This is a genomic window from Ruegeria sp. AL11, from assembly GCF_056540865.1.
Genome location: NZ_JBQFXO010000012.1, coordinates 88,723 through 111,830, shown reverse-complemented (window position 1 = coordinate 111,830; position 23,108 = coordinate 88,723). Strand labels below are relative to the sequence as shown.

General features: G+C 61.0%; 25 protein-coding genes. 7 read left to right on the top strand and 18 right to left on the bottom strand.

The window, feature by feature from the left end; genetic code table 11:
• Positions 1 to 99: 99 nt before the first annotated feature.
• Both ACR0IP_RS19275 and ACR0IP_RS19270 read left to right on the top strand, forming a co-directional pair.
• Entirely contained in the window at positions 100 to 2,553 is a 2,454-nt protein-coding gene (locus tag ACR0IP_RS19275) for a GcvT family protein (RefSeq protein ID WP_480527356.1), read from the top strand.
• Positions 2,554 to 2,611: 58 nt separating this feature from the next.
• Complete coding sequence (locus ACR0IP_RS19270) at positions 2,612 to 3,625, top strand: Ldh family oxidoreductase (RefSeq protein WP_480527354.1); 1,014 nt, start codon at positions 2,612 to 2,614, stop codon at positions 3,623 to 3,625.
• A 24-nt stretch (positions 3,626 to 3,649) separates the two neighbouring features.
• On the opposite strand, the gene ACR0IP_RS19265 is transcribed toward ACR0IP_RS19270, so the two are convergent.
• From ACR0IP_RS19265 to soxR, 8 genes are all read right to left on the bottom strand, one after another.
• Positions 3,650 to 4,384, bottom strand: a complete 735-nt coding sequence (locus ACR0IP_RS19265) for an SDR family NAD(P)-dependent oxidoreductase (RefSeq protein ID WP_480527352.1) — start codon at positions 4,382 to 4,384, stop codon at positions 3,650 to 3,652.
• Entirely contained in the window at positions 4,381 to 5,112 is a 732-nt protein-coding gene (locus ACR0IP_RS19260; protein ID WP_170691547.1) for an SDR family oxidoreductase, read from the bottom strand. Before ACR0IP_RS19260 ends, ACR0IP_RS19265 begins: the two co-directional genes overlap by 4 nt.
• A gap of 3 nt (positions 5,113 to 5,115) precedes the next feature.
• Positions 5,116 to 6,240, bottom strand: a complete 1,125-nt coding sequence (locus ACR0IP_RS19255; protein ID WP_480527350.1) for a mandelate racemase/muconate lactonizing enzyme family protein — start codon at positions 6,238 to 6,240, stop codon at positions 5,116 to 5,118.
• The gene (locus ACR0IP_RS19250; protein WP_480527348.1) at positions 6,237 to 7,331 is read right to left on the bottom strand and encodes an alcohol dehydrogenase family protein; all 1,095 of its coding nucleotides are present in this window, start codon (positions 7,329 to 7,331) and stop codon (positions 6,237 to 6,239) included. The genes ACR0IP_RS19255 and ACR0IP_RS19250 overlap by 4 nt, the downstream gene beginning before the upstream one ends.
• 10 nt (positions 7,332 to 7,341) lie before the next feature.
• A complete protein-coding gene (locus ACR0IP_RS19245) occupies positions 7,342 to 8,445 on the bottom strand; it encodes a mandelate racemase/muconate lactonizing enzyme family protein (protein WP_170661221.1) in 1,104 nt (367 codons plus the stop codon).
• Positions 8,446 to 8,479: 34 nt separating this feature from the next.
• Positions 8,480 to 9,031, bottom strand: coding sequence for a TetR/AcrR family transcriptional regulator (locus tag ACR0IP_RS19240; RefSeq protein WP_480527345.1), 552 nt, complete (start codon positions 9,029 to 9,031; stop codon positions 8,480 to 8,482).
• Positions 9,032 to 9,183: 152 nt separating this feature from the next.
• Positions 9,184 to 10,830: an electron transfer flavoprotein-ubiquinone oxidoreductase gene (locus ACR0IP_RS19235; RefSeq protein ID WP_480527344.1), complete on the bottom strand. Its 1,647-nt coding sequence runs from the start codon at positions 10,828 to 10,830 to the stop codon at positions 9,184 to 9,186.
• Between the two features lie 136 nt (positions 10,831 to 10,966).
• Entirely contained in the window at positions 10,967 to 11,422 is a 456-nt protein-coding gene (gene soxR / locus ACR0IP_RS19230) for a redox-sensitive transcriptional activator SoxR (protein WP_480527342.1), read from the bottom strand.
• 87 nt (positions 11,423 to 11,509) lie between these two features.
• Here soxR and ACR0IP_RS19225 point away from each other — a divergent pair, with 87 nt between their 5' ends.
• The 3 genes from ACR0IP_RS19225 (at position 11,510) to ACR0IP_RS19215 (ending at position 13,600) form a co-directional block, all read left to right on the top strand.
• Complete coding sequence (locus tag ACR0IP_RS19225; RefSeq protein WP_480527340.1) at positions 11,510 to 11,890, top strand: VOC family protein; 381 nt, start codon at positions 11,510 to 11,512, stop codon at positions 11,888 to 11,890.
• Positions 11,891 to 12,124: 234 nt separating this feature from the next.
• Positions 12,125 to 12,595: a transcription elongation factor GreA gene (gene greA, locus ACR0IP_RS19220; protein ID WP_170379061.1), complete on the top strand. Its 471-nt coding sequence runs from the start codon at positions 12,125 to 12,127 to the stop codon at positions 12,593 to 12,595.
• A 15-nt stretch (positions 12,596 to 12,610) separates the two neighbouring features.
• Positions 12,611 to 13,600 carry a hypothetical protein gene (locus ACR0IP_RS19215; RefSeq protein WP_480527338.1) on the top strand — a complete coding sequence of 330 codons (990 nt, stop codon included), beginning with the start codon at positions 12,611 to 12,613 and terminating at the stop codon, positions 13,598 to 13,600.
• Here the strand turns inward: ACR0IP_RS19215 and ACR0IP_RS19210 are convergent.
• The 5 genes from ACR0IP_RS19210 to ACR0IP_RS19190 are packed head-to-tail and all read right to left on the bottom strand — an operon-like array spanning position 13,597 to position 18,328.
• Positions 13,597 to 14,190, bottom strand: a complete 594-nt coding sequence (locus tag ACR0IP_RS19210) for a GNAT family N-acetyltransferase (RefSeq protein ID WP_480527336.1) — start codon at positions 14,188 to 14,190, stop codon at positions 13,597 to 13,599. The genes ACR0IP_RS19215 and ACR0IP_RS19210 overlap by 4 nt on opposite strands.
• A complete protein-coding gene (locus tag ACR0IP_RS19205) occupies positions 14,187 to 16,232 on the bottom strand; it encodes a molybdopterin-binding protein (protein WP_480527454.1) in 2,046 nt (681 codons plus the stop codon). The genes ACR0IP_RS19210 and ACR0IP_RS19205 overlap by 4 nt, the downstream gene beginning before the upstream one ends.
• 20 nt (positions 16,233 to 16,252) lie before the next feature.
• Complete coding sequence (mobB, locus tag ACR0IP_RS19200) at positions 16,253 to 16,744, bottom strand: molybdopterin-guanine dinucleotide biosynthesis protein B (protein WP_170379066.1); 492 nt, start codon at positions 16,742 to 16,744, stop codon at positions 16,253 to 16,255.
• Entirely contained in the window at positions 16,741 to 17,394 is a 654-nt protein-coding gene (gene mobA / locus ACR0IP_RS19195; RefSeq protein WP_170691562.1) for a molybdenum cofactor guanylyltransferase MobA, read from the bottom strand. Before mobA ends, mobB begins: the two co-directional genes overlap by 4 nt.
• Positions 17,387 to 18,328, bottom strand: coding sequence for a formate dehydrogenase accessory sulfurtransferase FdhD (locus ACR0IP_RS19190; RefSeq protein WP_480527333.1), 942 nt, complete (start codon positions 18,326 to 18,328; stop codon positions 17,387 to 17,389). The genes mobA and ACR0IP_RS19190 overlap by 8 nt, the downstream gene beginning before the upstream one ends.
• Here ACR0IP_RS19190 and ACR0IP_RS19185 point away from each other — a divergent pair.
• Positions 18,327 to 19,043 carry an AzlC family ABC transporter permease gene (locus tag ACR0IP_RS19185; protein WP_170691563.1) on the top strand — a complete coding sequence of 239 codons (717 nt, stop codon included), beginning with the start codon at positions 18,327 to 18,329 and terminating at the stop codon, positions 19,041 to 19,043. The two genes, ACR0IP_RS19190 and ACR0IP_RS19185, sit on opposite strands and share 2 nt — an antisense overlap.
• A complete protein-coding gene (locus ACR0IP_RS19180) occupies positions 19,040 to 19,372 on the top strand; it encodes an AzlD domain-containing protein (protein ID WP_170553701.1) in 333 nt (110 codons plus the stop codon). Before ACR0IP_RS19185 ends, ACR0IP_RS19180 begins: the two co-directional genes overlap by 4 nt.
• Here ACR0IP_RS19180 and ACR0IP_RS19175 read toward each other — a convergent pair.
• From ACR0IP_RS19175 to ACR0IP_RS19155, 5 genes are all read right to left on the bottom strand, one after another.
• On the bottom strand, positions 19,361 to 19,993 hold the full coding sequence (locus ACR0IP_RS19175; RefSeq protein ID WP_170379075.1) for a hypothetical protein: 633 nt from the start codon (positions 19,991 to 19,993) through the stop codon (positions 19,361 to 19,363). The genes ACR0IP_RS19180 and ACR0IP_RS19175 overlap by 12 nt on opposite strands.
• Before the next feature lie 17 nt (positions 19,994 to 20,010).
• Positions 20,011 to 20,145 (bottom strand): aa3-type cytochrome c oxidase subunit IV, encoded by a 135-nt coding sequence (locus ACR0IP_RS19170; RefSeq protein WP_170379077.1) that lies wholly within the window; start codon positions 20,143 to 20,145, stop codon positions 20,011 to 20,013.
• A 67-nt stretch (positions 20,146 to 20,212) separates the two neighbouring features.
• Positions 20,213 to 20,773 carry a hypothetical protein gene (locus tag ACR0IP_RS19165; RefSeq protein WP_480527330.1) on the bottom strand — a complete coding sequence of 187 codons (561 nt, stop codon included), beginning with the start codon at positions 20,771 to 20,773 and terminating at the stop codon, positions 20,213 to 20,215.
• Complete coding sequence (locus ACR0IP_RS19160; RefSeq protein WP_480527328.1) at positions 20,760 to 22,598, bottom strand: glycerophosphodiester phosphodiesterase; 1,839 nt, start codon at positions 22,596 to 22,598, stop codon at positions 20,760 to 20,762. Before ACR0IP_RS19160 ends, ACR0IP_RS19165 begins: the two co-directional genes overlap by 14 nt.
• A 55-nt stretch (positions 22,599 to 22,653) precedes the next feature.
• Positions 22,654 to 23,106, bottom strand: a complete 453-nt coding sequence (locus ACR0IP_RS19155) for a DUF6173 family protein (RefSeq protein WP_170379083.1) — start codon at positions 23,104 to 23,106, stop codon at positions 22,654 to 22,656.
• Positions 23,107 to 23,108 lie beyond the last annotated feature (2 nt).

The window sequence follows — 23,108 nt, the reverse complement described above, 5'->3', positions numbered from 1 at the left end:
TCATTCAGAGTGAAATATTTTTGCGATTGCGCAAAAGGCCGACTGACGGAATGGTGCTTCCAAACACTGTTGGCAAACCAGACACGGTATGAACATACGATGAAGTCACATGCGAAAGTAGTTGTGGTCGGGGGCGGCTGCGTTGGGGCCTCTATCCTTTATGGTCTGACCGAACATGGCTGCACAGATGCGGTGATGTTGGAGCGGACGACGCTAACGTCAGGGTCCACTTGGCACGCCGCCGGTTTGCTTGTGACCTTTGTACGGTCGCGAAACGTGTCGAAGATGACCATGGAAACCATCCGCATTTATACCGAGGTTGAGGAAAAGATGGGGACCTCGGTGGGCCTTCGCAAAGTGGGCCAGCTGCGCGTTGCCAATACCGAAAAGCGCTGGGATGAGTTCCAGTCCTATATCTCGATCGCCGAAGCCGCCCGGGTGCCATGCAAGCTGCTGACACCGGAAGAGATTGCCGAGGTTCACCCTCTACTGAACCAAAGCCCGGATATTCGTGGCGGCATCCTGCATACCGAAGACGGCTATGTGAATCCCGCCGACATCACCATGGCACTGGCCAAGCTGGCGCGCGATGCCGGGGCCAAGGTCTATCAGAACACCGAAGCCACCGCTTACGAAAAGCTGGAAAACGGCCACTGGAAAGTGACCACCAACCAGGGTGAGATCACGTGCGAGCATCTGATCTTTGCCACCGGCAACTACGCCCGTGAAAATGCGCGCCGTGTGGGGCTGGACCTGCCCTGTATCCCGATCGTTCATCAATATTGGACGACAGAGACCGTGCCCTTGCTGAAAGAGCGCAAGGCACAAGGTCTGCCGGAATTCCCGATCCTGCGGGACGAGGACTATGGCGCCTATCTGCGCGAGGATGTGGGTGGCATCCAATTTGGCCCCTATGAATTCACCAAGGACCTCAAGCTGTTCGCCGAAGACCGCGTGCCGCCGGATTTCGGGGCCGACCTTCTGCCCGAGGATTTCGATGCCGTGGAAACCCAGTGGGAACGCGCCATCGAACGGGTTCCAACGCTGGGCGAGATTGGCATCAAGGCCAACACCCGCGGTCCGTTTCAGATGACCCCGGACGAGCTGCCTCTGGCTGGCCCCGCGCCGGGGCACGAGAACCTGTGGCTGGCCGAAGGGATGCCCGGCGGTATCCTGTGGGGCGGCACTGTGGGCAATCGTCTGGCCAAATGGATCGTAGATGGCGATCCGGGTATGGACATGTCGGAACTCGACCCACGCCGGTTCTCGGACTATGCCTCGAAACGGTGGACCATGGACAGGGTGCGCGAGACATGGGGCACCCATATGGATGCGCACATCCCTGGTGAGGATTTCCCCGAAGCCCGTCCGATGAAAACCGCAGGCTCCTACGATCTGTTGACCGCCCATGGCGCCGTCTGGACCAGCTTCAACGGTTATGAATTCCCGCGCTGGTTTGCCAAATCGCCCGAAGAGGCGATCCCCGAACACTCCTTCCGCCGCACCAATCATATGGGGTTGGTACAAGAAGAAGTGCGCCGCACTCGCGAAGAGGCGGGCTTCATCGAGATGTCTCCGATGACCAAATTCACCGTGCGCGGGCCGGGCGCGGCCAAATGGTTGGACGGCCTGATGGCGAACAAACTGCCCAAGGTGGGGCGTATGACCCTGTCGCTGATGCTGAACGACAAGGGCGGGATGGATGCGGAATATTCCATCGTGCGCAAGGCGCAGGATGATTTCTACCTGATCTCGACCCCGAATTGGCAAGCCTATAACTGGGACCAGATGCAGCGTCTGCTGCCCAAAGACGGCTCGGTCGTGATGGAGGACATCTCGGAACAGCTGGGCGTGATCGCTCTAGCTGGTCCGAAATCGCGCGAGATCCTGTCGAACCTGACCGACAATGATCTGTCGAACGAGGCCTTCCCCTGGCTTTCGGCGCAAATGGGTGAGGTAGGCTATGCCAAAGGCGTTCACCTGCTGCGCGTCTCCTACACCGGTGAGCTGGGATGGGAGTTGCACCATCCGGCGGGCTACAACCGTCACCTCGTGGATCTGCTGCTTAAGGCGGGCGTAAAACCCTTCGGCCTTGAAGCGCTGGAGTCCATGCGGCTCGAGAAATCTTACCGGGCCATCAACCGCGAGATCTGCAAGGACCTGACCCCGTTTGAAGCCGATCTGGGCCGGTTCGTCGCCATGACCGAAAAGATCGGCGGGCAAGTGGTCGAACGGGACTTCATCGGCAAACCCGCTCTGCTGAAACAGCAGGAGACGGGAGGATACAACACTCTGGTCACGTTGAAATTGCCATATTGCGATACGTCGGTGATGTTTGACGAAGGCGTCTATTCCGACGGCAAACTGATTGGGCGCGTTACCTCGGGCGGGTTCTCATACTATTGCAACCACGACATCGCGATGGCGCTGGTGCCGCAGAACATGACGGCACCGGGCACCAGAATGCAGGTTCTGGTCCATAACGAGATGCGCGAGGCCGAGGTCATCGACACCTGCGCCGTGGACCCCACCAGCGCCCGCGCACGCGCCTGAAAACAACAACAAGGGGGCTTGCGGTCCCTTTCACGAACACAAGGACAGGATCTAGCAGATGACCGATATCTCAACGAAAACGCTCTCACTCCAAGAGGTTAGGGAATTGGCGAAATCCGTCCTTGTGGCTGCGGGCATGGATGATCCGGGCAGCGACATGATCGCTGAGATTGTCGTGAAGTCCGAACGTGACGGCCCGCGCAGCCACGGTTTGCGCATGCTGCCGGTCTACACCCAGAGCTTTACCTCGGGTTATGCCAACCCCGCTGCGCACCCCAAATTCGAGCGTATCGCACCGGGCGTTCTGCGTGGTGACGCAGACAATGGATACTACCAGATCGCCGCGGCCGCAGCACGGGACGAGCTGATCGCAATGGCGCGCGAAAACGGGATCGCTGCCTTTACCTGCGCAAATAGTCACCACCTTGGCGCGTTGCGCTTTGACACCGAACCGCTGGCCGAGGCGGGGTTGGTGGCTTTGGCTGTCGTCAACTCGCTGTCGATGGTGGTGCCTCAGGGCGGTGTGCGCCCTGTCTTTGGCACCAACCCAATGTCGTTTGCCTGCCCGCGTGACGGCATGGAGCCCATCGTTTGGGATCAGGCGTCCTCGACGGTCGCGTTGATGGATATCCGCATGGCCGCCGCCGAAGGGCATGACCTGCCGCGCCCTGCGGGTCTCGCCCCGGACGGCCAGCCCAGTGCCGATCCCAACGCCATCTTGGAAACCCGCAGCCTGTTGCCGTTCGGCGAACACAAAGGGGCCGCGATTGCCTTCCTGATCGAGGTCCTGGGCGCGGCGCTGGCAGGGGGCACCCTCTCGGTCGAAAATGCCGAGCGCGAGGCGCATGGTGCGCTGAACGTCAAGGGCGGCGCGACCCTGATTGCGATGGATCCGACACGGTTCGGAAATGCCGCCTTCAACGACTATGTCACGCGCATCTGTGCCGAGATCGACGGCAACGGCACCGCCCGCATCCCCGGTGACGGGCGGCTGAAGAACCGCGCCGCGTCTCAGGCCGAGGGTGTCAGCGTCAGCACCGAATTGCTGTCGCAGTTGCAAGACTTGCGGTAAGCTCTCGAACCGATGGCACGGGGGTCAGGGTAAGCTCAACTTGGCCATCCGCCCGCCATCGACCGTATAGACCTGCCCTGTGATAAAGCCGCTTTCCTCGGCGGCCAGAAATGCCGCCAATGCGGCCACTTCTTCGGGCCTACCGGTGCGCGCGACCGGGTGAATCTGGCCGATATCCCGGCGAAACGCATCCGGGTCGGGCATCGAGTCGATAAAGTCGAGGTTCAACTCGGTGTCGATCCAACCCGGAGCGATAGCGTTGCAGCGGATACCCTCGGCCCCGTGATCCACCGCCACGGCGCGGGTCAGCCCGTGCAGCCCGGCTTTGGACGCGCAATAGGCCGCGTGGCCGGGGTTGCTGCCCAACCCCTCGATCGAGCCGGTATTGACAATGCGGCCCTTGGTTTTGCGCAGATGGGGCAAAGCGGCCTGAATCATCAGGAACGGTGCGGTCAGGTTGACGGTCAGGTTTTTCTGCCAGTCATCCAACGTCATCTCTTCAACGCGGGCCTCCTGCATCATCCCGGCATTGTTGACCAGAACGTCCAACTGCCCGGCGCGGGCGACGACCTCGGCTATCACCTGTGCAGGCGCAGAGGGGTCGGTGAAATCGGCCGCGATTCCTTCGAAGTGATCATCGCCACCACGCTGAGCGGTGAAGACGCGCGCGCCCTCCTCCGTCAGCCGTGCCGCGATGGCCTGTCCTATCCCGGAGCGGCCGCCGGTGACCAGCGCAACCTTGCCCTCAAACCGCCTCATGCGACCGGCTTCCCGCCATTGACCTCAACCAGCGTGCCACACATGTAGCGCGCCGCGTCCGAGGCGAGGAACAGGACCACATCAGCAATATCCTCAGGCTCGGCGATCCGCCCAAGAGGCACGGTCTTACCCAGTTCAGTCACGGCCTCGTCAGGATCAAACCCGCGCTTGGCAAAGCCCGAGCGCAGCATCGGCGTGTTAACCTCATTCGGGCAAACGGCGTTGATGCGGATGCCCTGATGTGCGTGATCCATCCCCATGCATTCGGTCAGCGAGGCGATCGCCGCCTTGGTCATGCAATAGAGCGCATGGTTTGGCCCCGGCGCCTTGCCGCCCCAGCAGGACGCCGTGTTGACGATGGCCCCGCCGCCCGACTCGGCCATCAGTGGAATGGCAGCGCGGCAGATCCGGAACGGAGCCTCGACATTCACGCCCATGGACAAACTCCAGTCGGCGTCCGAGGTCTCGGTCACCGGGCCGCGTGTGATGACACCGGCATTGTTGATGACGATATCGAGGCCGCCCAAAGCCTGATGCGCGGCAGAGGCCAATTGGTCGCAATAAGCCGGGTCCAGCAGATCGCCGGGCAGATGGGCCTCGGCCTCGATCCCATCGGTCGAACGATCCGCAACCGCGACCCGAGCGCCCTGCGCGCGCAGCTGGTTGACGATGGCTTGCCCGATCCCTCCGGCCGCGCCGGTGACGAGGGCGTTTTTGTCCTGAAACATGTTTCAGTCTTCCCAGATTGCAACGGCCTGCCCCAGCAGGTCCCGGTTCATTGTCACGCCGAGGCCCGGCGCATCGGGCGGCAGAACACCACCGTTTTCGATTGGGGCGTCGAACGCACCGGTCTGGATCGTCACCATGTCGCGCGGGTCCAGAACGCAACGAAGCAGCCGTTCGGGCACAGTCGCACCCATATGGAAGATCGACGCGGCAGACAGGGTTGACCCCACCGTGTCCTGCACACTGATCGTCAACCCTGCAGCGCGGCAGATGTCGCGGTGACGGCGGGCATGGGTCAGCCCCCCGGCTTTCGAGATTTTCAGCCCGATGCCATCGGCCACATCCAGCGCCACCAGCTTGGCGATGTCGCCATCTTCTTGCGCCAACTCGTCCAGAATGATCGGCACGTCACAGCGCTGGCGCAGGGAAAGCGTTTCGCGCCATGTGGCGCAGGGGGCCTCCAGCACGAAATCCAGCCCGTTCGGCAGGGCACGGAGCATCCGCAGCGCGGTTTCCGGGATCAGGCCGCCATTGGCGTCAACGATGAAGTACTCGCCCGGTTGCCGATCTGCCAATGAGGCCGCGATACGTTCGGCATCCAGCGCCGGGCCGCCTTCGGAATCCATCGCACCGACTTTGACCGAATGACCCATATAGCCCATCGCGCGGTGTTCCGCGACGCGGGCGCGCATATCCTCGGGCGTGCCCGCGTAGATCGAGCTGATTGCGGGCAGACGATTGCCTGTCGCACCGCCCAGCAGTTTATAGACCGGCAGGCCAACCGATTTGCCGAACAGATCCCAACAGGCCAGATCAAGCGCCGATTTCGCGTGGTTGTGGCCCAGCAGAGCCTCATCCATGGCGTCATTGATCCGGTCCACATCGCGCGGGTCTCGGCCAATCAGATAGGGGGCGATTTCCTCAGCCCCGGCGCGCGCACCCCGTGCATGGGCGGCGATGTAGTTCGGGCCGAAGGGCGTGGATTCGCCCCACCCCTCGGACCCGTCATCGGCGGTGATACAGACGATGACACTGTCAAATCCGGTGTAAATTCGCCCGCCCGACAACTCATAAGAGCCGCCTGCATAGGGCAGATGCAGTTCATAGAGCTCGATCTTGCGGATTTTCACGAGGCCACCTGCGGCGGGATCAGCACCAGCTGCCCGGTATGCGTTTTGGTCAAAAACTCTTCCTGCGCTGTCGCAATCTCGCTGAGCGGGTAAGTGTTGGCGACAACGGGGCGGATATCTCCGGCCTCGATGTATTTCACGAGGTTTTCGAACACGATGTCCTCCTGAAAGGTGCAACCAAACAGGGTGAGGTCTTTCAGGTAGAGCGTCCGCACGTCGATTTCACAGATCGGTCCGGCAATGGCCCCGGCGGTCGCATAGCGCCCGCCCCGGCGCAGCACGTCCAGCAGGCTTGGCCATTGCGGTCCGGCCACCAGATCGACCACCACGTCGATCGAGCCTTCACCCAGTTCAGCCACCAGATCGGCGTTGCGGTCCAGCACGCGGTCTGCACCCAAAGCTAGAACGGCCTCGGCCTTCGTGGGCGAGCACAGAGCGATCACATACGCGCCGCGCCGTTTCGCCAGTTGCACCGCAGCCGAACCAACACCGCCCGAGGCGCCGGTAACCAGAACAGTGTCGGCTCCAACGCTGGCGCGGTGCAGCATGCCCTCAGCCGTGGAATAGGCGCAGGGGATGGCGGCCAGTTCCACATCCTCCCAGTCGCAATTCACGGCATGGGTTTCCTGCGAAGGTGCGACGCAGAACTGGGCAAACCCCCCATCACATTCGCTGCCGATGGTCCAGCATTCATAGGGGCGGTAGTCGACATAAGTCCGCAGCATGTTGCGCACGATCACACGCTCGCCAATGCGCGCCGGGTCGACCCCATCGCCTACGGCAGCAACATGGCCACAGACATCCGCGCCCTGAATGCGCGGGAAGGTCAAGGGCGTGCCCGACCAACTGGCGTCGTCATCGTCCACGGTCTCAAAACCCGAGGCACCGCCGGTATTGGTGTCCTCGGTGACAGCCTTAGAGTACCAGCCGATCCGCGTGTTGATGTCGGTGTTGTTCACACCCGCGGCAGCGACCCGGATCAGCACCTCTCCGCGCCCCGGCGTCGGGACCGGCACGTCCGAGCGGTAGTCCAGCATCTCAATACCGCCATGGCCGGTCAGTTGGACCGCATGCATGGTCTCGGGGATCATTGTGTTCTCCTTAATATGAGGCGACAGGCGCGCCGAACAGCGTTTCGTCGGGGGTGACGCCCAGACCCAGCCCGGTCGGGCGTTGGATGTGACCGCCTTGGATAGTGATGCCGTTTTCGGGATCGTAGTTGCCTTCGATATAGGGGGCGGCGAGCCATGCGCCCTCCATCAGCGTCGGACGCACGGTGGATGCAATCTGCGTGCAGGCGGCGGCGATGATGTCCCCGCCCCAGCTATCATCGCAGGTATGCGGTAGATTGCGCGCTTCGCAGATGTCGCGGAAGGTGCGCATGTTCTGCAGGCCGCCGATGCGGGTGACTTTCATGCCAAACCCGTCCACCAGCCCGGTCCCGGCAGCCGAGATCACGGTGTTCAGGTCGACGCTGTTTTCATCCATGTAGATGCCATGGGTCACCTGAGGGCGGATCTTTTCCAAGTCCTGATAGGTGTTGCAGGGCTGTTCCATGATGAAGGGCACATGCGGGCATTCGCGGCTGACGCGCAGCGCATCGCGCGTGGTCCACCCGCGATTGCCATCGACCGCAAGGCGCATGCCTGTTCCGCCGACAACCTCCCAGACTTTGCGGATGGTTTCGATATCAATCTCGACCGGACGGCCACCCACTTTGATTTGCAGGCGAGGATAGCCCTCGGTCAGCTTCTCTTTGGCAAGGCGCGCGATATCGTCCGGCGCGCCCACACCCGTCGCGTAGTAAGAGGGCACGCGATCGGTCTGCGCGCCGCCCAGCAGGTCGGCGACATTGACGCCCAGTTTCTTGCCAATCAGGTCATGGGCCGCGATGTCGATGGCCGCCTTGGCATAGTTGTGCCCATTGAGCAGCCCGTTCATCCGGTGGTGCAGGGCCACAGGCCACAGATCCGCGCCGATCAGGCCCTCGGCCATTGCCTTCAACGCAGCCCGCGCGCCCTCTGCATGCGCTTCAGCATAGGTTGGGCCGACCGGGCAGGTCTCTCCCCAGCCGGTCGTGCCATCCTCGGCCACCAGCTTGACCAGCGTGGTGTCAAGCGTCCAGACCTCGACGTTTGCCATGGTGTAAGGGCCGTTTTTGACCGGCAGATCATGGGCGTAGATGTGGATTTCCTTGATCTTCATATCCGTCTCTTCTGTCGTTTGCCGGATGCCCGGACTAGTGAATATCGGCAGCGGCCAGCAACGCGCGGGCGCAACGCATTGTGGCCGCGGTTGCGACCTCAGCCCCCATTAAACGCGCGCTCTCGGTCAGGCCTTCGTGCAGGATGAAAAGAGCCTCGGCCAATGCCTCGACATCGCAATCGGGGGCCACGTGGATCAGCCGCGTACGGAACATGTCGCGGACATGCTGTTTGTGCGTCGTGACGGCATCGCGGATCGCATCACTTTCGGGGTAGGCCGCCAGCGCATTGCGGAACAGGCATCCGGTGTTTGAAACCTCGCGCAGCCAGTCCGCCAGGCGGGTCAGAACGTGCAACACGTGATCCGCCCCCTGGAGTTGATCGGTGCCGATCCAATCGGAATAGGCGGCATCGCGGTGATCCAACGCGCCGATGACCATCGCTTCGCGGCAGGGAAAATACTTGTAGAGCGTGCGCAGGGAAACATTAGCGCCCTCTCGCAAGGCTTCTACACCTTGGGTGGCAAATCCCATCTCTGAAAACTGCCGGTCTAGGTTTTCTGCGATTTTCTGTTGTGTCTCAGTCATATCTCGGTGGTAGAGCGATCACTCTACCCACACATCACCGTTTGCGACACAGACTTTCTTCCCAACGACAAAAAATGCCACCAGCGGGACCGGTGGCATGGAACAAGGGCGGGATGGCGGCATGGTCGCGCCGCCAGTGCCGGAGTTTTCAGTTACATGTTTGGATAGTTCGGGCCGTCGCCACCCTGCGGCGTGGTCCAGGTGATGTTCTGGCTCGGGTCCTTGATATCGCAGGTCTTGCAGTGGACGCAGTTCTGGAAGTTGATCACGAACCGCGGGCCGTCTTCACCCTCGACCATCTCATAGACGCCAGCCGGGCAATAGCGCTGCGCGGGCTCGGCGAATTTGGGCAGGTTGACGGCAACCGGGATCGACGGGTCGCCCAGCTTCAGATGGCAGGGCTGGCTTTCCTCGTGGTTGGTCATTGCGAAGGACACGTTGGTCAAACGGTCAAAGGACAGCGTGCCATCGGGCTTGGGATAGTCGATCGGCTTGTGCTTGCTGGCCTCTTCGGTCGACTCGGCGTCGTTCTTGCCGTGACCCATTGTGCCGAACAGCGAAAAGCCCAGCGTATTGGTCCACATGTCCAGACCACCCAGCGCCAGCGAGGGCATGAGGCCCCATTTCGACCACATCGGCTTGACGTTGCGCACTTTCTTGAGGTCCTGACCAATGGCACCTTCGCGCACGTCGGTTTCATAGGCCGTCAGTTCATCACCGGAACGGTCAGCCTTGATGGCGTCAAAGGCGGCCTCTGCTGCGGCTTTGCCCGACAGCATCGCGTTGTGGTTGCCCTTGATGCGCGGCACGTTGACCATGCCCGCCGAGCAACCCAGCAGCGCCACGCCCGGAGCGACCAGTTTCGGCATCGACTGATAGCCGCCCTCGGTGATTGCGCGGGCGCCATAAGCCACGCGCTTGCCGCCTTTCAGTAGCTCAGCGACCATCGGGTGATGCTTGAAGCGCTGGAATTCCATATAGGGATACAGATGCGGGTTCTTGTAGTTCAGGTGAACCACGAAGCCGACATAGACCTGGTTGTTTTCCAGATGATAAATGAAGGAACCGCCACCTGCGTTGCTGCCCAGAGGCCAGCCCATGGTGTGCGTGACCGAGCCCTCTTTGTGCTTGGCCGGGTCGATCTCCCAAATCTCTTTCATGCCGACGCCGTATTTCTGCGGCTCTTTGCCGGCAGACAGGTCGTATTTGGCGATGACTTCTTTGGACAAGGAGCCGCGCACGCCTTCGGACAGGAACACGTACTTGCCGTGCAGTTCCATGCCCGGTTCGGTGCCGGGACCGTAGGAGCCGTCTGCCTCCAGACCGAAGACACCGGCGACCACGCCTTTGACTTCGCCGTTTTCGCCGTAGACCAGCTCGGAACAGGCCATGCCAGGGAAGATTTCCACGCCCAGCTCTTCCGCTTGTTCCGCCATCCAGCGGCAGACGTTGCCCATCGAGACGATGTAGTTGCCGTGGTTGTTCATCAGCGGCGGCATGGGCGCATTGGGGATGCGCAGCTTTCCGGCCTCGCCCAGCATGTAGAAGTTATCTTCGTTCACCGGCGTATTCAGAGGCGCGCCTTTTTCTTTCCAATCCGGGATCAGAGCGTCCAGCCCGCAGGGATCCAGCACCGCGCCCGACAGGATATGCGCACCCACTTCCGAGCCCTTTTCCAGAACCACGACATTCAGGTCTGCATCCAGCTGTTTCAGACGGATGGCCGCCGACAGGCCCGCGGGGCCTGCGCCCACGATCACCACATCGTATTCCATCGCTTCGCGTTCAATCTCGGCCATCGCGGGCTCCTTAGCTAACTTTCCGAATTGGCGCTTTTCTCATGCGGTCGGCGCAATTTTGTTTCTCGGCTGATTACATGGTGAGAAAGACTCAGGTCAATCGAAACACGGCGTAACAATGCCGCTATTCGACACTTCATGTGTTTGGCGAGTCGCCCATAAGGTATCTGGGGCCGCTACCATGTGATTTGGCGCGGTCATCGGGGTTGTAAAGGGCGCATTTCGGCAGGCTGAGGCACCCACAGCCGATGCAGCCGTCCAGATTGTCGCGCAATCGCGTCAGGGTATTGATTCGCTGATCCAGATGGGCGCGCAGCGTGACGCTGATGTCTTTCCAGTCCTGCGGCGTAGGGGTTCGGTTACCAGGCAGGCCCGATAGCACCTTACGGATCTCAGGCAGAGTCAGACCGAATTGCTGGGCGATCATCACAAAGCTCAACCGCCTGATATCGGCCCGTTGATACCGCCGCTGTCCGCCTGCGTTGCGCCAGGGCGAGATCAACCCCTGCGCCTCATAGTACCGGATCGCCGACACCGCCAACCCGGTACGCCGCGCCAAAGCGCCAATTGCCAGACCTTCGGAAGCCGCCATTTCACCCTCGCAAAAAATACCTTGACCTAAAGTTAGGTTTAGAAATTATGCTGAGTCGTGACAAGCCTGAAAAAGAAAGGACCTGCCATGATGGCCACGCTTGAACACACCAACTTTACCGTCAACGATCCCAAGGCTTCGGCCGCCTGGATGCACAAAGTGTTTGGATGGGACATCCGTTGGGAAGGGGCCGCGATGGCAGGCGGCTATACGGTGCATGTGGGCACAAAACACACCTATCTTGCCCTCTACCGCCCCGAACACCCCGAGCCTTCGAGCGAAAGCAGCTATGACGTGGTCGGCGGCCTGAACCACGTGGGGGTTCTGGTCGAGGATATCGACGCGACCGAGGAAAAGGTGCGCGCGGCAGGTTTTACACCGCATAACCACGCCGATTATGAGCCGGGCAGGAGGTTCTATTTCGACGATGACAACGGGATCGAGTTCGAGGTGGTGCAATATGATTGAGATGTTGTGGCTCTGCACCCCGTCACAGCGGTGGCGCAGGAACAAGCCACCGGATCACCGCCACAGGCGCGAACCGCCTCAGCGAAACGGCGTTAAGTCGCAAATCGACGTGTGACGCCCTCTTGGCCTCTTGCATTTCACGCTCCATTTGGGTCAGGTACTGAACGACCCATCATTCGCCCCGACGCTTTCCCCGCGGCGGGGCGGCTCAATTTATGCGTGGACAACAAGATTATGGAAAAGATTCCAATGACGCCTGCGGGCAATGCCGCGCTCGAGGCGGAGCTGAAAAACCTCAAATCCGTCGAGCGCCCGGCGATCATCGAAGCTATCGCTTCGGCCCGCGAACTGGGTGATTTGAAGGAAAACGCCGAATACCACTCGGCCCGGGAAAAGCAGGGCTTTATCGAAGGCCGCATCAAAGAGCTTGAGGGCATCCTGTCGCTGGCCGATGTAATTGATCCGGCCAAACTGTCGGGTGCGATCAAGTTCGGCGCCAAGGTCACGCTGGTCGATGAAGACACCGATGAGGAAAAGACCTGGCAGATCGTGGGTGAATACGAGGCCAATATCGAAAAAGGCCTTCTGAACATCAAATCGCCCATGGCCCGCGCCTTGATTGGCAAGGACGAAGGCGACAGTGTCGAAGTTCGCACGCCCGGCGGTGTACGTTCCTACGAAGTTCTCAATATCGAATTCGCCTGACCCGGAGGGTCTGTCATGTCGGGGCCACAACCTGACCAGGAAAGCGAACGGCCGACCTCTCTGGGCATCTATGATCGCCCTCAGCGCCCGTCTGTGACCTCGATCGAGATTGTGGCCGGAGTGCTGAGTGTCATCTGGTTGGTGGTCTCGGTCGTGTTCCTTGTGCTGCCCGACCAGACACAGGGCGGCGGGTTCATTGTGACCCTGTTGGCGGTTTTCCTGCCGGTGGCGATGATCTGGGTTGCCGCAACGGCGATGCGTGCCAGCCGCGTCATGCGCGAGGAAAGCGCCCGGTTGCAAACCGCGATTGATGCGATCCGTCAGGCCTATGTTGTTCAACAACAGCGCGCCGCCAGCTCGTATGAGCCGACGGTGTCCAAGAAGCTGGACGAAATCGCCGCTGCGACGAAAAAGGCCGAGGACGCCTTGGCCACCTTCTCCAGCAAGCGGCGTGAACCCTTGCAGGTCGACCCATCTGCGCGGGGAGGGCAAACCTCGCTGGCGCTGGGCACCACCGCCGAAGAGATTACACCGCCGCTGACCACCGATACCTTCATCCGCGCGCTGAACTTCCCCGAGACCGAGAAAGACACCGAAGGGTTCACCGCGCTTCGGATGGCGTTGAAGGATCGAAAAGCCTCCAAACTGGTGCAGGCCTCGCAGGATGTCCTGACCCTGCTCAGCCAAGAAGGCATCTATATGGATGACCTCCGCCCCGATATGGCCCGCCCCGAAGTCTGGCGTCAGTTTGCGCAGGGCGCACGCGGACGCTCGGTTGCGGCTTTGGGCGGGATTCGGGATCGCTCGTCGCTGGCGCTGACGGCGGCGCGGATGAAACAGGACCCAATTTTCCGGGATGCCGCACACCATTTCCTGCGCCGCTTCGACAATATGATCGTCGAATTCGAAGCCAATGCTAGTGACGCGGAACTGACCGCCCTTGGTGATACAAGAACCGCGCGGGCCTTCATGTTGTTGGGGCGCGTGGCTGGCACCTTCGACTAGGCGGCAGGTACAGGCCAGCTCATCTTGGTGGCGCGGCTGAAGCCGAACAGGTGCCGAAATGGACCCGTCTTCTCGACACCCACAGGTTTGAACCCTTCGCGTTCGTACAGGGCCTTTGCCCGTAGATTGGTGTCGATCACATCCAACTGCACCTCGACCATACCACGGCGCTGAGCCTCGGCCTTGATGGCAGAGAGCAGTGTTGTGCCTATGCCCTGCCCGCGGGCCTCGGCCGCGACAAAGATGCCGTCCATCTGGAACACACCGGGCTGCAGATCGCGCTCTAACACGCTCAGAACCACGCCGCGCCAGAGCGCCCCGAACCAGCCATAGACGCATGCAAGGTCCGACAGACTGCCTCCCGCCAAGCCGCCTTTGTTGGTCTTAAAACCCGCTAGGCCCAGCATCCGGCCTTCAGCATCACGAGCAACCAGCGCGAATTCCGGGTCGAGGGCCGTTCCAAAGAAGGCCAACCCTTTTTCATCCGGTCCCATCACCTTGTGCAACTTGGCCGCAAAGGCCTGCCAGAACAGGGCTGCGGCTTGGGGTCTTTCAGCCTCTTTAAAGCCTTTGGAAACCGTGACCGTCACAGCCCAAAACTGCCGTAAGGGATAAAGCGCACCAGATCGCCCGGCTGGACGTGGCGCGCGCCGTCTTCGATCTCAACCAGCCCCTCGGCCCAGCTTAGCCCGCTGATCCGGCCAGAGCCTTCCGAGTGGAAAACCTCGACCCGCCCCTCGCGAATACGCGCGCGCAGATATTCGCGGCGACCGGGTTTCTTGCGTTTCTCAAAACCGGCGGGCACTTCGAAGCCCTGTGGTTCCTCCCACCCCTGCCCCGACATCTGGCACAGGGCAGGGCGGGCGAAGATCAAGGTACAGACCTTGGCGGCCACCGGGTTGCCGGGTAGGCCAAAGACCGGTGTGCCCGACCACATACCCAGAGCCAGAGGGCGACCGGGTTTGAGGGCAATCCGCCATTCCTGCATCGCCCCCGCCTCGCGCAATAAGGCCGAGACATGGTCCTCATCCCCCGCCGAAGCGCCGCCGCTGGTCAGGATCACATCGGCCTGCGTTGCGGCCTCATCCAACCTTGCCCTTAGGGTTTCGCGGTCGTCGGCGACGCGCCCCAGGTCGACCGGCACAAAGCCCATGCGGTCGATCAAAGACAGCAACATGGGCCGGTTCGCATCATATATCTGCCCGACACCTGCTGTCCCGCCCGGCTCTACAAGTTCATCCCCGGTGGACAGAACGGCCACGCGCAGAGGTTTGCGCACGGCCACCTCGGAAATACCGACCGCTGACAAAAGCGCCATATCGGCCGGTGTCAGCTTGCGACCGGCTGTCAGGGCCACCTCTCCTGCTGCAATATCCTCACCCGCGCGGCGCGTGTTTGCGCCCTGTTTCAACGGGCCGTGAAAGGCAATGTGACCGTCCTGAACCGTCACGTCCTCTTCCAGGATGACCGTGTCCACGCCTTCTGGCAGAGCCGCGCCGGTCAGGATGCGCAACGCGTGGCCTGAGGGAACCGTGCCGTCGAACGGAATACCCGCCGCTGCACGCCCTTCGGTCAGCGGCATCACCTGCGCGCCTTCGGTCACGGGGCCTGCAAACCCGTAGCCATCCACCGCCGTGTTGGGCTGCGGCGGGTTCGAGCGCTGCGCCACCACATCCTCGGCCAGAACGCGGCCCATGGCCTGCGCAAGCGGCACCACCTCGGCCCCTGTGACGGGGCGCAACCGATCCCGCAGCAACGCGAGCGCATCATCCACGGGCGTCCAGTTCACCCCGGCAGGCAAGGCAAAACAATCGTTTCGCAATGGCGGAGGCGATATGTTCGGTTTGTCCTGCGCTACACCCAAGATCCACCCCTCCTCTGAGGTTGAAACGTTCAACTGTCTGTCCAATTCCTGATCCGTCATCCGCGACAGAGTCAAGGCAACCTGTTCGACCTGCCACGCATCCTTGATCCGATCCGGGGGCGCTGCACCAAGGTTGAGCGAGGGCCAGATCTCGACAAACGCCACCGGTTTATCCAGTGGCTGAAAGGGCCAAATGGCGATCTTGCCCGCGAAATTGTGGCGGAGCCGGTTCAACACGGGCAGACCCATCATCACCTGTCCGCCGACGGCGCCTGCGCCTGCCATTTGCCAGCAGGTAAAACTGCCCTTGGCCAAATGCTCCACCGCGCGTCGATCCGGAAACGGGTTGCGATAGTCCTGTTTCGTGCGCGGCAACCCGGCAATATCGCGCCGCAGGCCATTCATCCAGAACGGGCCTTTGCCGCCGAAGCTCATATTGATCCGACCGGCGAGGTCAAAGCGGTTGTTGGCGGTCAGAGAGTCCTCGATCTGGTCTTCGAACCAATCCCACAGAGCAAGCGGATCATGTGTCCCGGTGATCGCCTTGGCAAAGCCTGCGGGATAGCCGAAGGGGAAATCAAACCCCAGCATCAGGCGACGTCCTGCAGACAGTTCAGTGTCGATCAGGTCGCGCAGCCAATCCTCGGCAACCACCCGATTGCGCAGATAGTCCAACGCCTGCACTGCGCCGTCGCGCACCACGCAGGCCCAGATGGCATCTTTGCGAGGGCGCGGTCCAGTGTCGTTGCCACCGGACCAATCGACCATCGCAAAGCTGTCGAAAAGGCTCACAAACCAACCTCGGAGAGGATGAAATCCGCAATGGCCGCCGTGTCGTTCAGATCGAACACGGGTCGGCCCAACTCCATAGGAGTATCACTGGCCACAGCGCGGATCGTGTCATCCGACGGGGCGATCAGGTCATTGCCCGGCTCGGCGCGGAAGGCTTCGACCTTGGGGTGGCGTTCGCGTTTGTAGCCCTCGATCAACACCAGATCGACCGGCGAGAGGCGAGCGAGCAGAGAGACCAGCTTAGGCTCATCCGCGCCGCGCAGCTCCTGCATCAGGGCGACGCGCTGCCCCGAGGCCAGAAGAACCTCGCTGGCGCCTGCCATTCTGTGGCGATGGCTGTCGCGACCCGGCTGATCGACGTCAAAGGAATGATGCGCATGTTTGACAGTCGAGACGGTGAAACCGCGTCCAGTGATCTCGGCCACCAGTCGTTCCATCAACCCGGTTTTGCCTGCGTTCTTCCAGCCGGTGACGCCGTAGATCCTCATGCCTGCTCCAACAGTTTTTCGGCGCGCGCGAGGTCGTCCGGTGTGTTTACATTGAAGAACGGATCGAACGGGTCTGCGGGAAACAGCGCCTCGCGCCCGTCATGCTTGTCGGTCCACAGTACGACCTTACGCAGCCCGTCGTTCAAAGCGGTACGTAGATCATCTCGCAGCGCCACGGGCCAGAGGCCAAATGTCGGGTGTCGGTTGACCCGCTTGCCGCCTGACTTCAAAGCCTCGTCCCCGGTGCGGGGCGTCGTGGCAAGGACCAAAGGGTGCGTTTGACCTTGAGCAGCCTCGGTCAGCCGCGCAACCAAATCACGCGGGAAGAACGGCGTGTCTGCGGCGGCGGTGACGATACTGTCAGCCCCCAGTTCTGCTGCCCAATCCAGCCCGGCCAAAACCCCAGCCAAAGGGCCTGCAAACCCTTCAATCGAGTCTGGCAGAACGGGCAGATTCCATTCCGCAAATCGCGCTGCGTCTCCGTTTGCGTTCAACGCGAGGCCATCCACCTGCGGGTCGAGCCGGTCGATTACATGAGACAACAAGCTTTGCCCGCCGATCTGCAAAAGCCCTTTGTCGCCGCCTCCCATCCGGGTCGCAAGGCCACCTGCGAGTATCACTCCGAGGGGTTTGGTTATACCATCAGCCATTGGCACTTTTCCGGCGATGTTTCTTGTCCTCGGCGGCCACGCTTGCCGGGTCCACGTCGCGCAGCAGGCGATCCTCGCCGGACAGGCACACAAAGCGCTGCCCGCGCATGCGGCCGATCAGGGTCAGGCCGACCTCGCGGGCGATCTCGACGCCCCAGGCGGTGAAACCGGACCGGGACGCCAGAACCGGAATGCCCATCATCGCCGTTTTGATCACCATTTCAGAGGTCAAACGCCCGGTGGTGTAGAGGATCTTGTCCTCCGCCGTCTCGTTCTCGGACAGCATCCAGCCGGCGATTTTGTCGACGGCGTTGTGGCGACCCACATCCTCCATATACACAAGCGGCCGGTTTTCATGGCAGAGAACCGTGCCGTGAATCGCGCCGGCCTCAAGGTACAAAGAAGGCGTACGATTGATCTTGGCGGCCAGATCGTAGAGCCACGAGGTCCGGACCGACACTTGCGGCAGGCGCACGTCTTCCAACCCCTCCATCATGTCGCCAAAGACCGTGCCCACGGCACAGCCGCTGGTGCGGGTCTTTTTCTTCAGCTTGTCCTCATAGGAGGTTTCGCGCGCTGTCCGCACAACTACGGTTTCGAGGTCATCGTCATAGTCAACCCGTGTGATTTCATCATCAGCCAGCAACATCCCCTGATTGCGCAGGAAGCCCAGCGCCAGATACTCGGGATAGTCGCCAATGGTCATCGCGGTCACGATTTCCTGGGAATTGAGGAAGATCGTCAGCGGGCGCTCCTCGACCACCGAAATCTGGCTGACTTCACCATTCTGGTCCACACCTACGACGGCGCGCGTCAAACGGGCCGCGCCGGGATCGGGGGCGATGATATAGTCCGAGACATCCAGTTCTGTCACCAATTGCAACCCCTTCCCAAGACCGCTACTGCTGCTGCGAATACCATAGGATTTAGCCATGGCAGACGCCACATCCAAGTCATACTTCTGGAAAGGGTTTCGCGACGGGACACCCTTCATTTTTGTCGCGATTCCATTTGGCACCCTGTTCGGGGTTTTCGCCGCCGAGGCCGGGCTGGATATCGTTCAGGTCGTCGCATTCTCGGCCACGGTTTTCGCCGGAGCAGCGCAATTCACCGCCCTGCAATTGCTGCAGGAGAACGCGCCGACAGCCATTGTACTGGCCTCGGCCCTTGCGGTGAATTTGAGAGTGGCGATGTATTCAGCCTCACTGACGCCCTTTCTGGGGGCTGCCCCAATGTGGCAGCGGGCCTGCGCCGCCTATCTGACGGTTGACCAATCTTATGCCTGTTCGATCGTGCAGTTCGAGAAAGAGCCAAAGATGACCGTGCCGCAGCGCATGGCTTACTTCGTCGGTTCGGTCACGCCGATCACACCCTGTTGGATTTTGGCGACCTATCTGGGCGCGGTTTTGGGCACCCGGATTCCCGAAAGCTGGGCTTTGGATTTTGCCTTGCCAATTACCTTTCTGGCCATGCTGGGGCCGATGATGCGGACGCTGCCCCATGTCATTGCGGCCCTAGTAGCTTTGGTCGTGTCGTTGCTGGCCGTGAGCGTACCGTTCAATCTGGGCCTGCTGATCGCCGGAACCGCAGGCATGATCGCAGGTGCACAGGCCGAGGTGATACTAGACCGCAGAAAGGCGCGCGCATGACGCAGATCGACCCCACCACCATGTGGACCGTCATTGTCGGCCTGGCCATCGGCAGCTTTGCCCTGCGCTTTGTGTTCATCGGCTTTGTCGGAGACCGCCCGATGCCACCCTGGCTGCTGCGCCACCTGCGCTACACTGCCGTGGCGATCCTGCCCGCTCTGATCGCGCCGCTGGTCGTGTGGCCAGCCGCGACCGAAGGCCAACCCGATGCGGCCCGAATGGCAGCTGCGGCGGTGACGCTGTCTGTTGGAGTGTTCACCAAAAACGTGCTGGCAGCGATCTTTTCCGGCGCGGCCACACTTTACGGTCTGCTTTATCTACTGGCTTGAAGCCGCGTCCAGCTGGTTCAGAGCGGCGTTGTTGGCTGCCAGACCTTTTTGCAGATCGGCATCGTCATTCTCGCGATATTCTTCAGTGATGACACCGGGAATTTCGGCGAACTGTTCCGAAAGTTTGATCGGAAAGAAGGTCACTTCGATCTGCTCGAAGCCGGGCACCTGCTGCAACAGCCGCGCGGTTGAATTGGCGCAAAAAGACCCTGCGACAGGCCCGGTCTGCTTGGCCAATTGCAGCGCGATCTCAGCCTGTTGCGGCGTCACCTGAATGGTCTGGATGCGGGCAAAATGCGTCTCGCGCGCGTGAGAGCTGCGATAGGCGCGCTCAACCGCTGGGGTGATGCCATAGAGAACATCATCCCGCACCGGAACGATATCCGCCCGGAACGAGCCTGCTGGGTCAAATATAACCCTCTCGCTGGCACCAATCATCAACGAGGTATGCGCCCCCGAACCGGAGCGCGTGTTGATCATCGTATAGAGCGTCAAGGTCGACGGCCCAGGATCACGGTAAGACCGCGACACGATCTCAGCCTGATCTGCCTGAGGGCGTTTAGAATTCGCGCAACCAGCCACTGTTGCCGCCAGCAGGCAGGCGATCAAAATTCTGAACACGGTCGACCCCGAAAGATTTAGGACGCGTAAAGCGCCAGCAGGAACGCCAGTATCGCGATGGCGACACAGCACCAGACGGTGGCCTTGATGAAGCCCTCAAAGGTTTTGGTTTGAACGGTGATGTCCATTTCGCCGTGCTTGTGTTCAGCCATGAGTCTCAGATTCCCAGTTCGCGTGTTTTATCGCTGGATAATCGAAATTTTCGGGGCTGTCACCACGTCATTCCAGCGCAGGGGTCCTGTCACCCAACACAAAACACCCCGGATAGCCAAATCCCCAGCGCCACGGCAGTCCGCTGCAGGGGCCGCCACCGAATCGGACCGCGCCGTAGAGGGCGTCCGAGGTCAGCGAATGGACCGAGCGGATCTGCTCGGGCGTCATGTCATAGCGTTCCGCATAGGCCTGCGCGTGGGTCTCGCCATGGGTTTCGACACAGACCTGCAAAGCCTGATCGGCAGCAAGGCGTGCATCATAGCTTTCTGCGGCAGTCTGCGCGTCAGCGGCGTTGTGATAGGCACGATCATGAGTCACGCAGCAATACTCCCAAGGCGGATGTTCCTGATACAACTCACCGATCTGAGGGAACGTATCGGCCACCCAGCGCCAACTGGCCGATAACCCGCCCGAGCATCCGTCAGTTTCGAACGGGATCAGTTCGGTATCGCCGCGTTGTGCGATCAGGGCACGGTGCGAGGGCATCTCGACCGCGCGCATCAGGTCTTGAGCTGTGGCCGGGCTGACCACTAGGAAAAGACCCAGCGCCAGTTTACGGGCTGTCATCGCGCATCGCCTCGGTATCGACGGTCATGCCAAAGGTTGTGGCAAGCCAAAGCAGCACGCGCTCTGCTGGGCCCATCTCGGCGCGGACGCGTAGAACTTCGCGCGCCATGGCGGGACGGTCCGTAATCAGCCCGTCCACCCCCATCGAGGCCATTGCCGACATCTGCAGCGGGTCGTTCACCGTCCAGACATAGATCTCCTTGCCTGCCGCGTGGACCGAGCGGATCAGTCCCGGGGACACGGTTGCCGCGTTCACCGCAACAAAATCGCCTTCCAGTCCCGCCAGATTGCCCACCGCCGTCGCAGCCAACACACCCGCGCGCCAATCCGGGCGCAGCACCTTCATCTTTTGCACGGCCGGATATTTCAGCGACATGGTGGCGATGTCGTCCTGCATCTCGAATTCTTCGACCAACGCGGCGACCCGGTTTTCCAGATCGACATCGTGGCCGTAATACTTCAGCTCGATAATGACTTTGGATTTGCCTTTGGCGGCCTCCAGCACCTCACGCAGGGTTGGGGTGCGCTGGTCGGCATATTCAGGGCCAAACCAACTGCCGATGTTGATGGTTTCTACATCCTCCATCGTGGCGTCCCAGATTTTTGTCGGGACCCCGGCCAGTTTCATGAAGTCACTGTCATGGGCCACGATGACAACGCCATCGGCTGTTTCCTGTACGTCGATCTCAACCCAATCCGCGCCATCTTCGATCGCTTTAAGAACGGAGGCCATGGTGTTTTCGGGCCGCAGCGCCGCAGCCCCCCGGTGGCCAATAACATCGGCATGATCCTCGGCTTGAACGCGTTCCAGCAGATTGTGGCCGAACCAGCCACCCAGCAGAAGGGCAGCTGCTGCCAGCCCAACCGCTGTGAACAGCGAGGCCTGTATGCGGCGCGGCTCGGGGTGGGGCGGCTCATCCGTCTGAGGTTCAAAGAACTTGTCCAGCAGAACCGCCAATGCGCCTAGCGCAGAGGCGGCCAGTACCAGCCCGGCCAGAGACCACAGCCCTGCAATCGCGAGGCTATAGGTTAGCGCCAATTTTAGGTTACTGCTGCCTTGCAACGGCACCAGTCCAAACAAAAGCCCGGCCACCCATGCAATCGCCGCTGCAATCGCAAGGCGCATCGCCAGCCATGCAACCAAGGCCAGTTTCAAGCGCCCGCGTTTGCCCTCCATCCGGGACGTGCTGATATTGAACACATGCGCCGGGTGGACGTTTTCAAACAGCACCAGATGAAGTGACAGAGCCCAGCCCGACAGCTTGCGGATCAGCACCCAAGCCATGGCCAGAGCCACCGCGCCGATCAGGGCCACAGCCACCATAAAGGCGGGCGGGTGGAAGGTCAGGTAGTAGTTGATGTCGTATTCGGTCAGCGTCCACCATGCGATCAACGCGGCAACCGCCAGAAACGGCAGCGCCAATAGCAAAACCCGCAGAATGAACCGGGCCGCAAAGCCGAATAGCGATGGCAGGCGCGACAGGACCAGACCGATCGCCGCACTGCCCGCGCGCCACGGATCGGCCTCTCCCATCCTCAAAGAGGCTGCCATGACCGCGAAGACAAACACCTCGGCCAATAGAAAAAGGCTCAGTACCACGATGGCCGCGATGAACCCGGCGGGCGAGAGGATGAAGGCCGCGATATCCTGATCCGTCAGCGCAGTTTGATCGGACAGCGAAACCGCCAGATTGACCGCCAGAGCGACACCGGGCGCGACCAGTGCGATCAGCAGCAACCGTACCGCCAGATAGATGGGCACAAAGACCCTGCGTCTTGCCCAGGCGCCGGAATAGGCATTTGTAACGGTTGAAAAAATGGACATGCGAACACCTTTGAATGATGCATTCATTCAAGGGTGTACGGGCGTGAATTGCAAGTCAGCTGTCTTCGAGATCCGCAGCCAGACGGAACCCTATGCGATTGGCAGGCTTGTCCTCGACCGATTTGGGCAAAGCGCGCAGCATCACGTTCAGCTGGCTGACATGCTGCACCAGCTGCGTGCGCGCGCCTGTTCCATCCGAGCCGAAAAACGTTATGATATCGGGATCGAAATAGCCCATCCCCTGAATACGCATCACACCCGCGTCACCGCCGGTAAAACCCATTGCGACCTCGTGATCGCCATCCAGTGTTTTCTCGAAGTTCTGGATATAGAGGATCAGACGCTCATACGCCCATTGCGCGGCGCTTTTGGTTTCAACAGGTTTTTTCAACTGCCCCGGCAGGGGCTGGGTGCCGGACTCGGCCTCGGAATCTGCATGAACCTCATAGCACCGCGGCAGGGCATCCGCTTCGGCAGCCTCAGCCGAGGTTTCAATCTTGTCCTGCATGC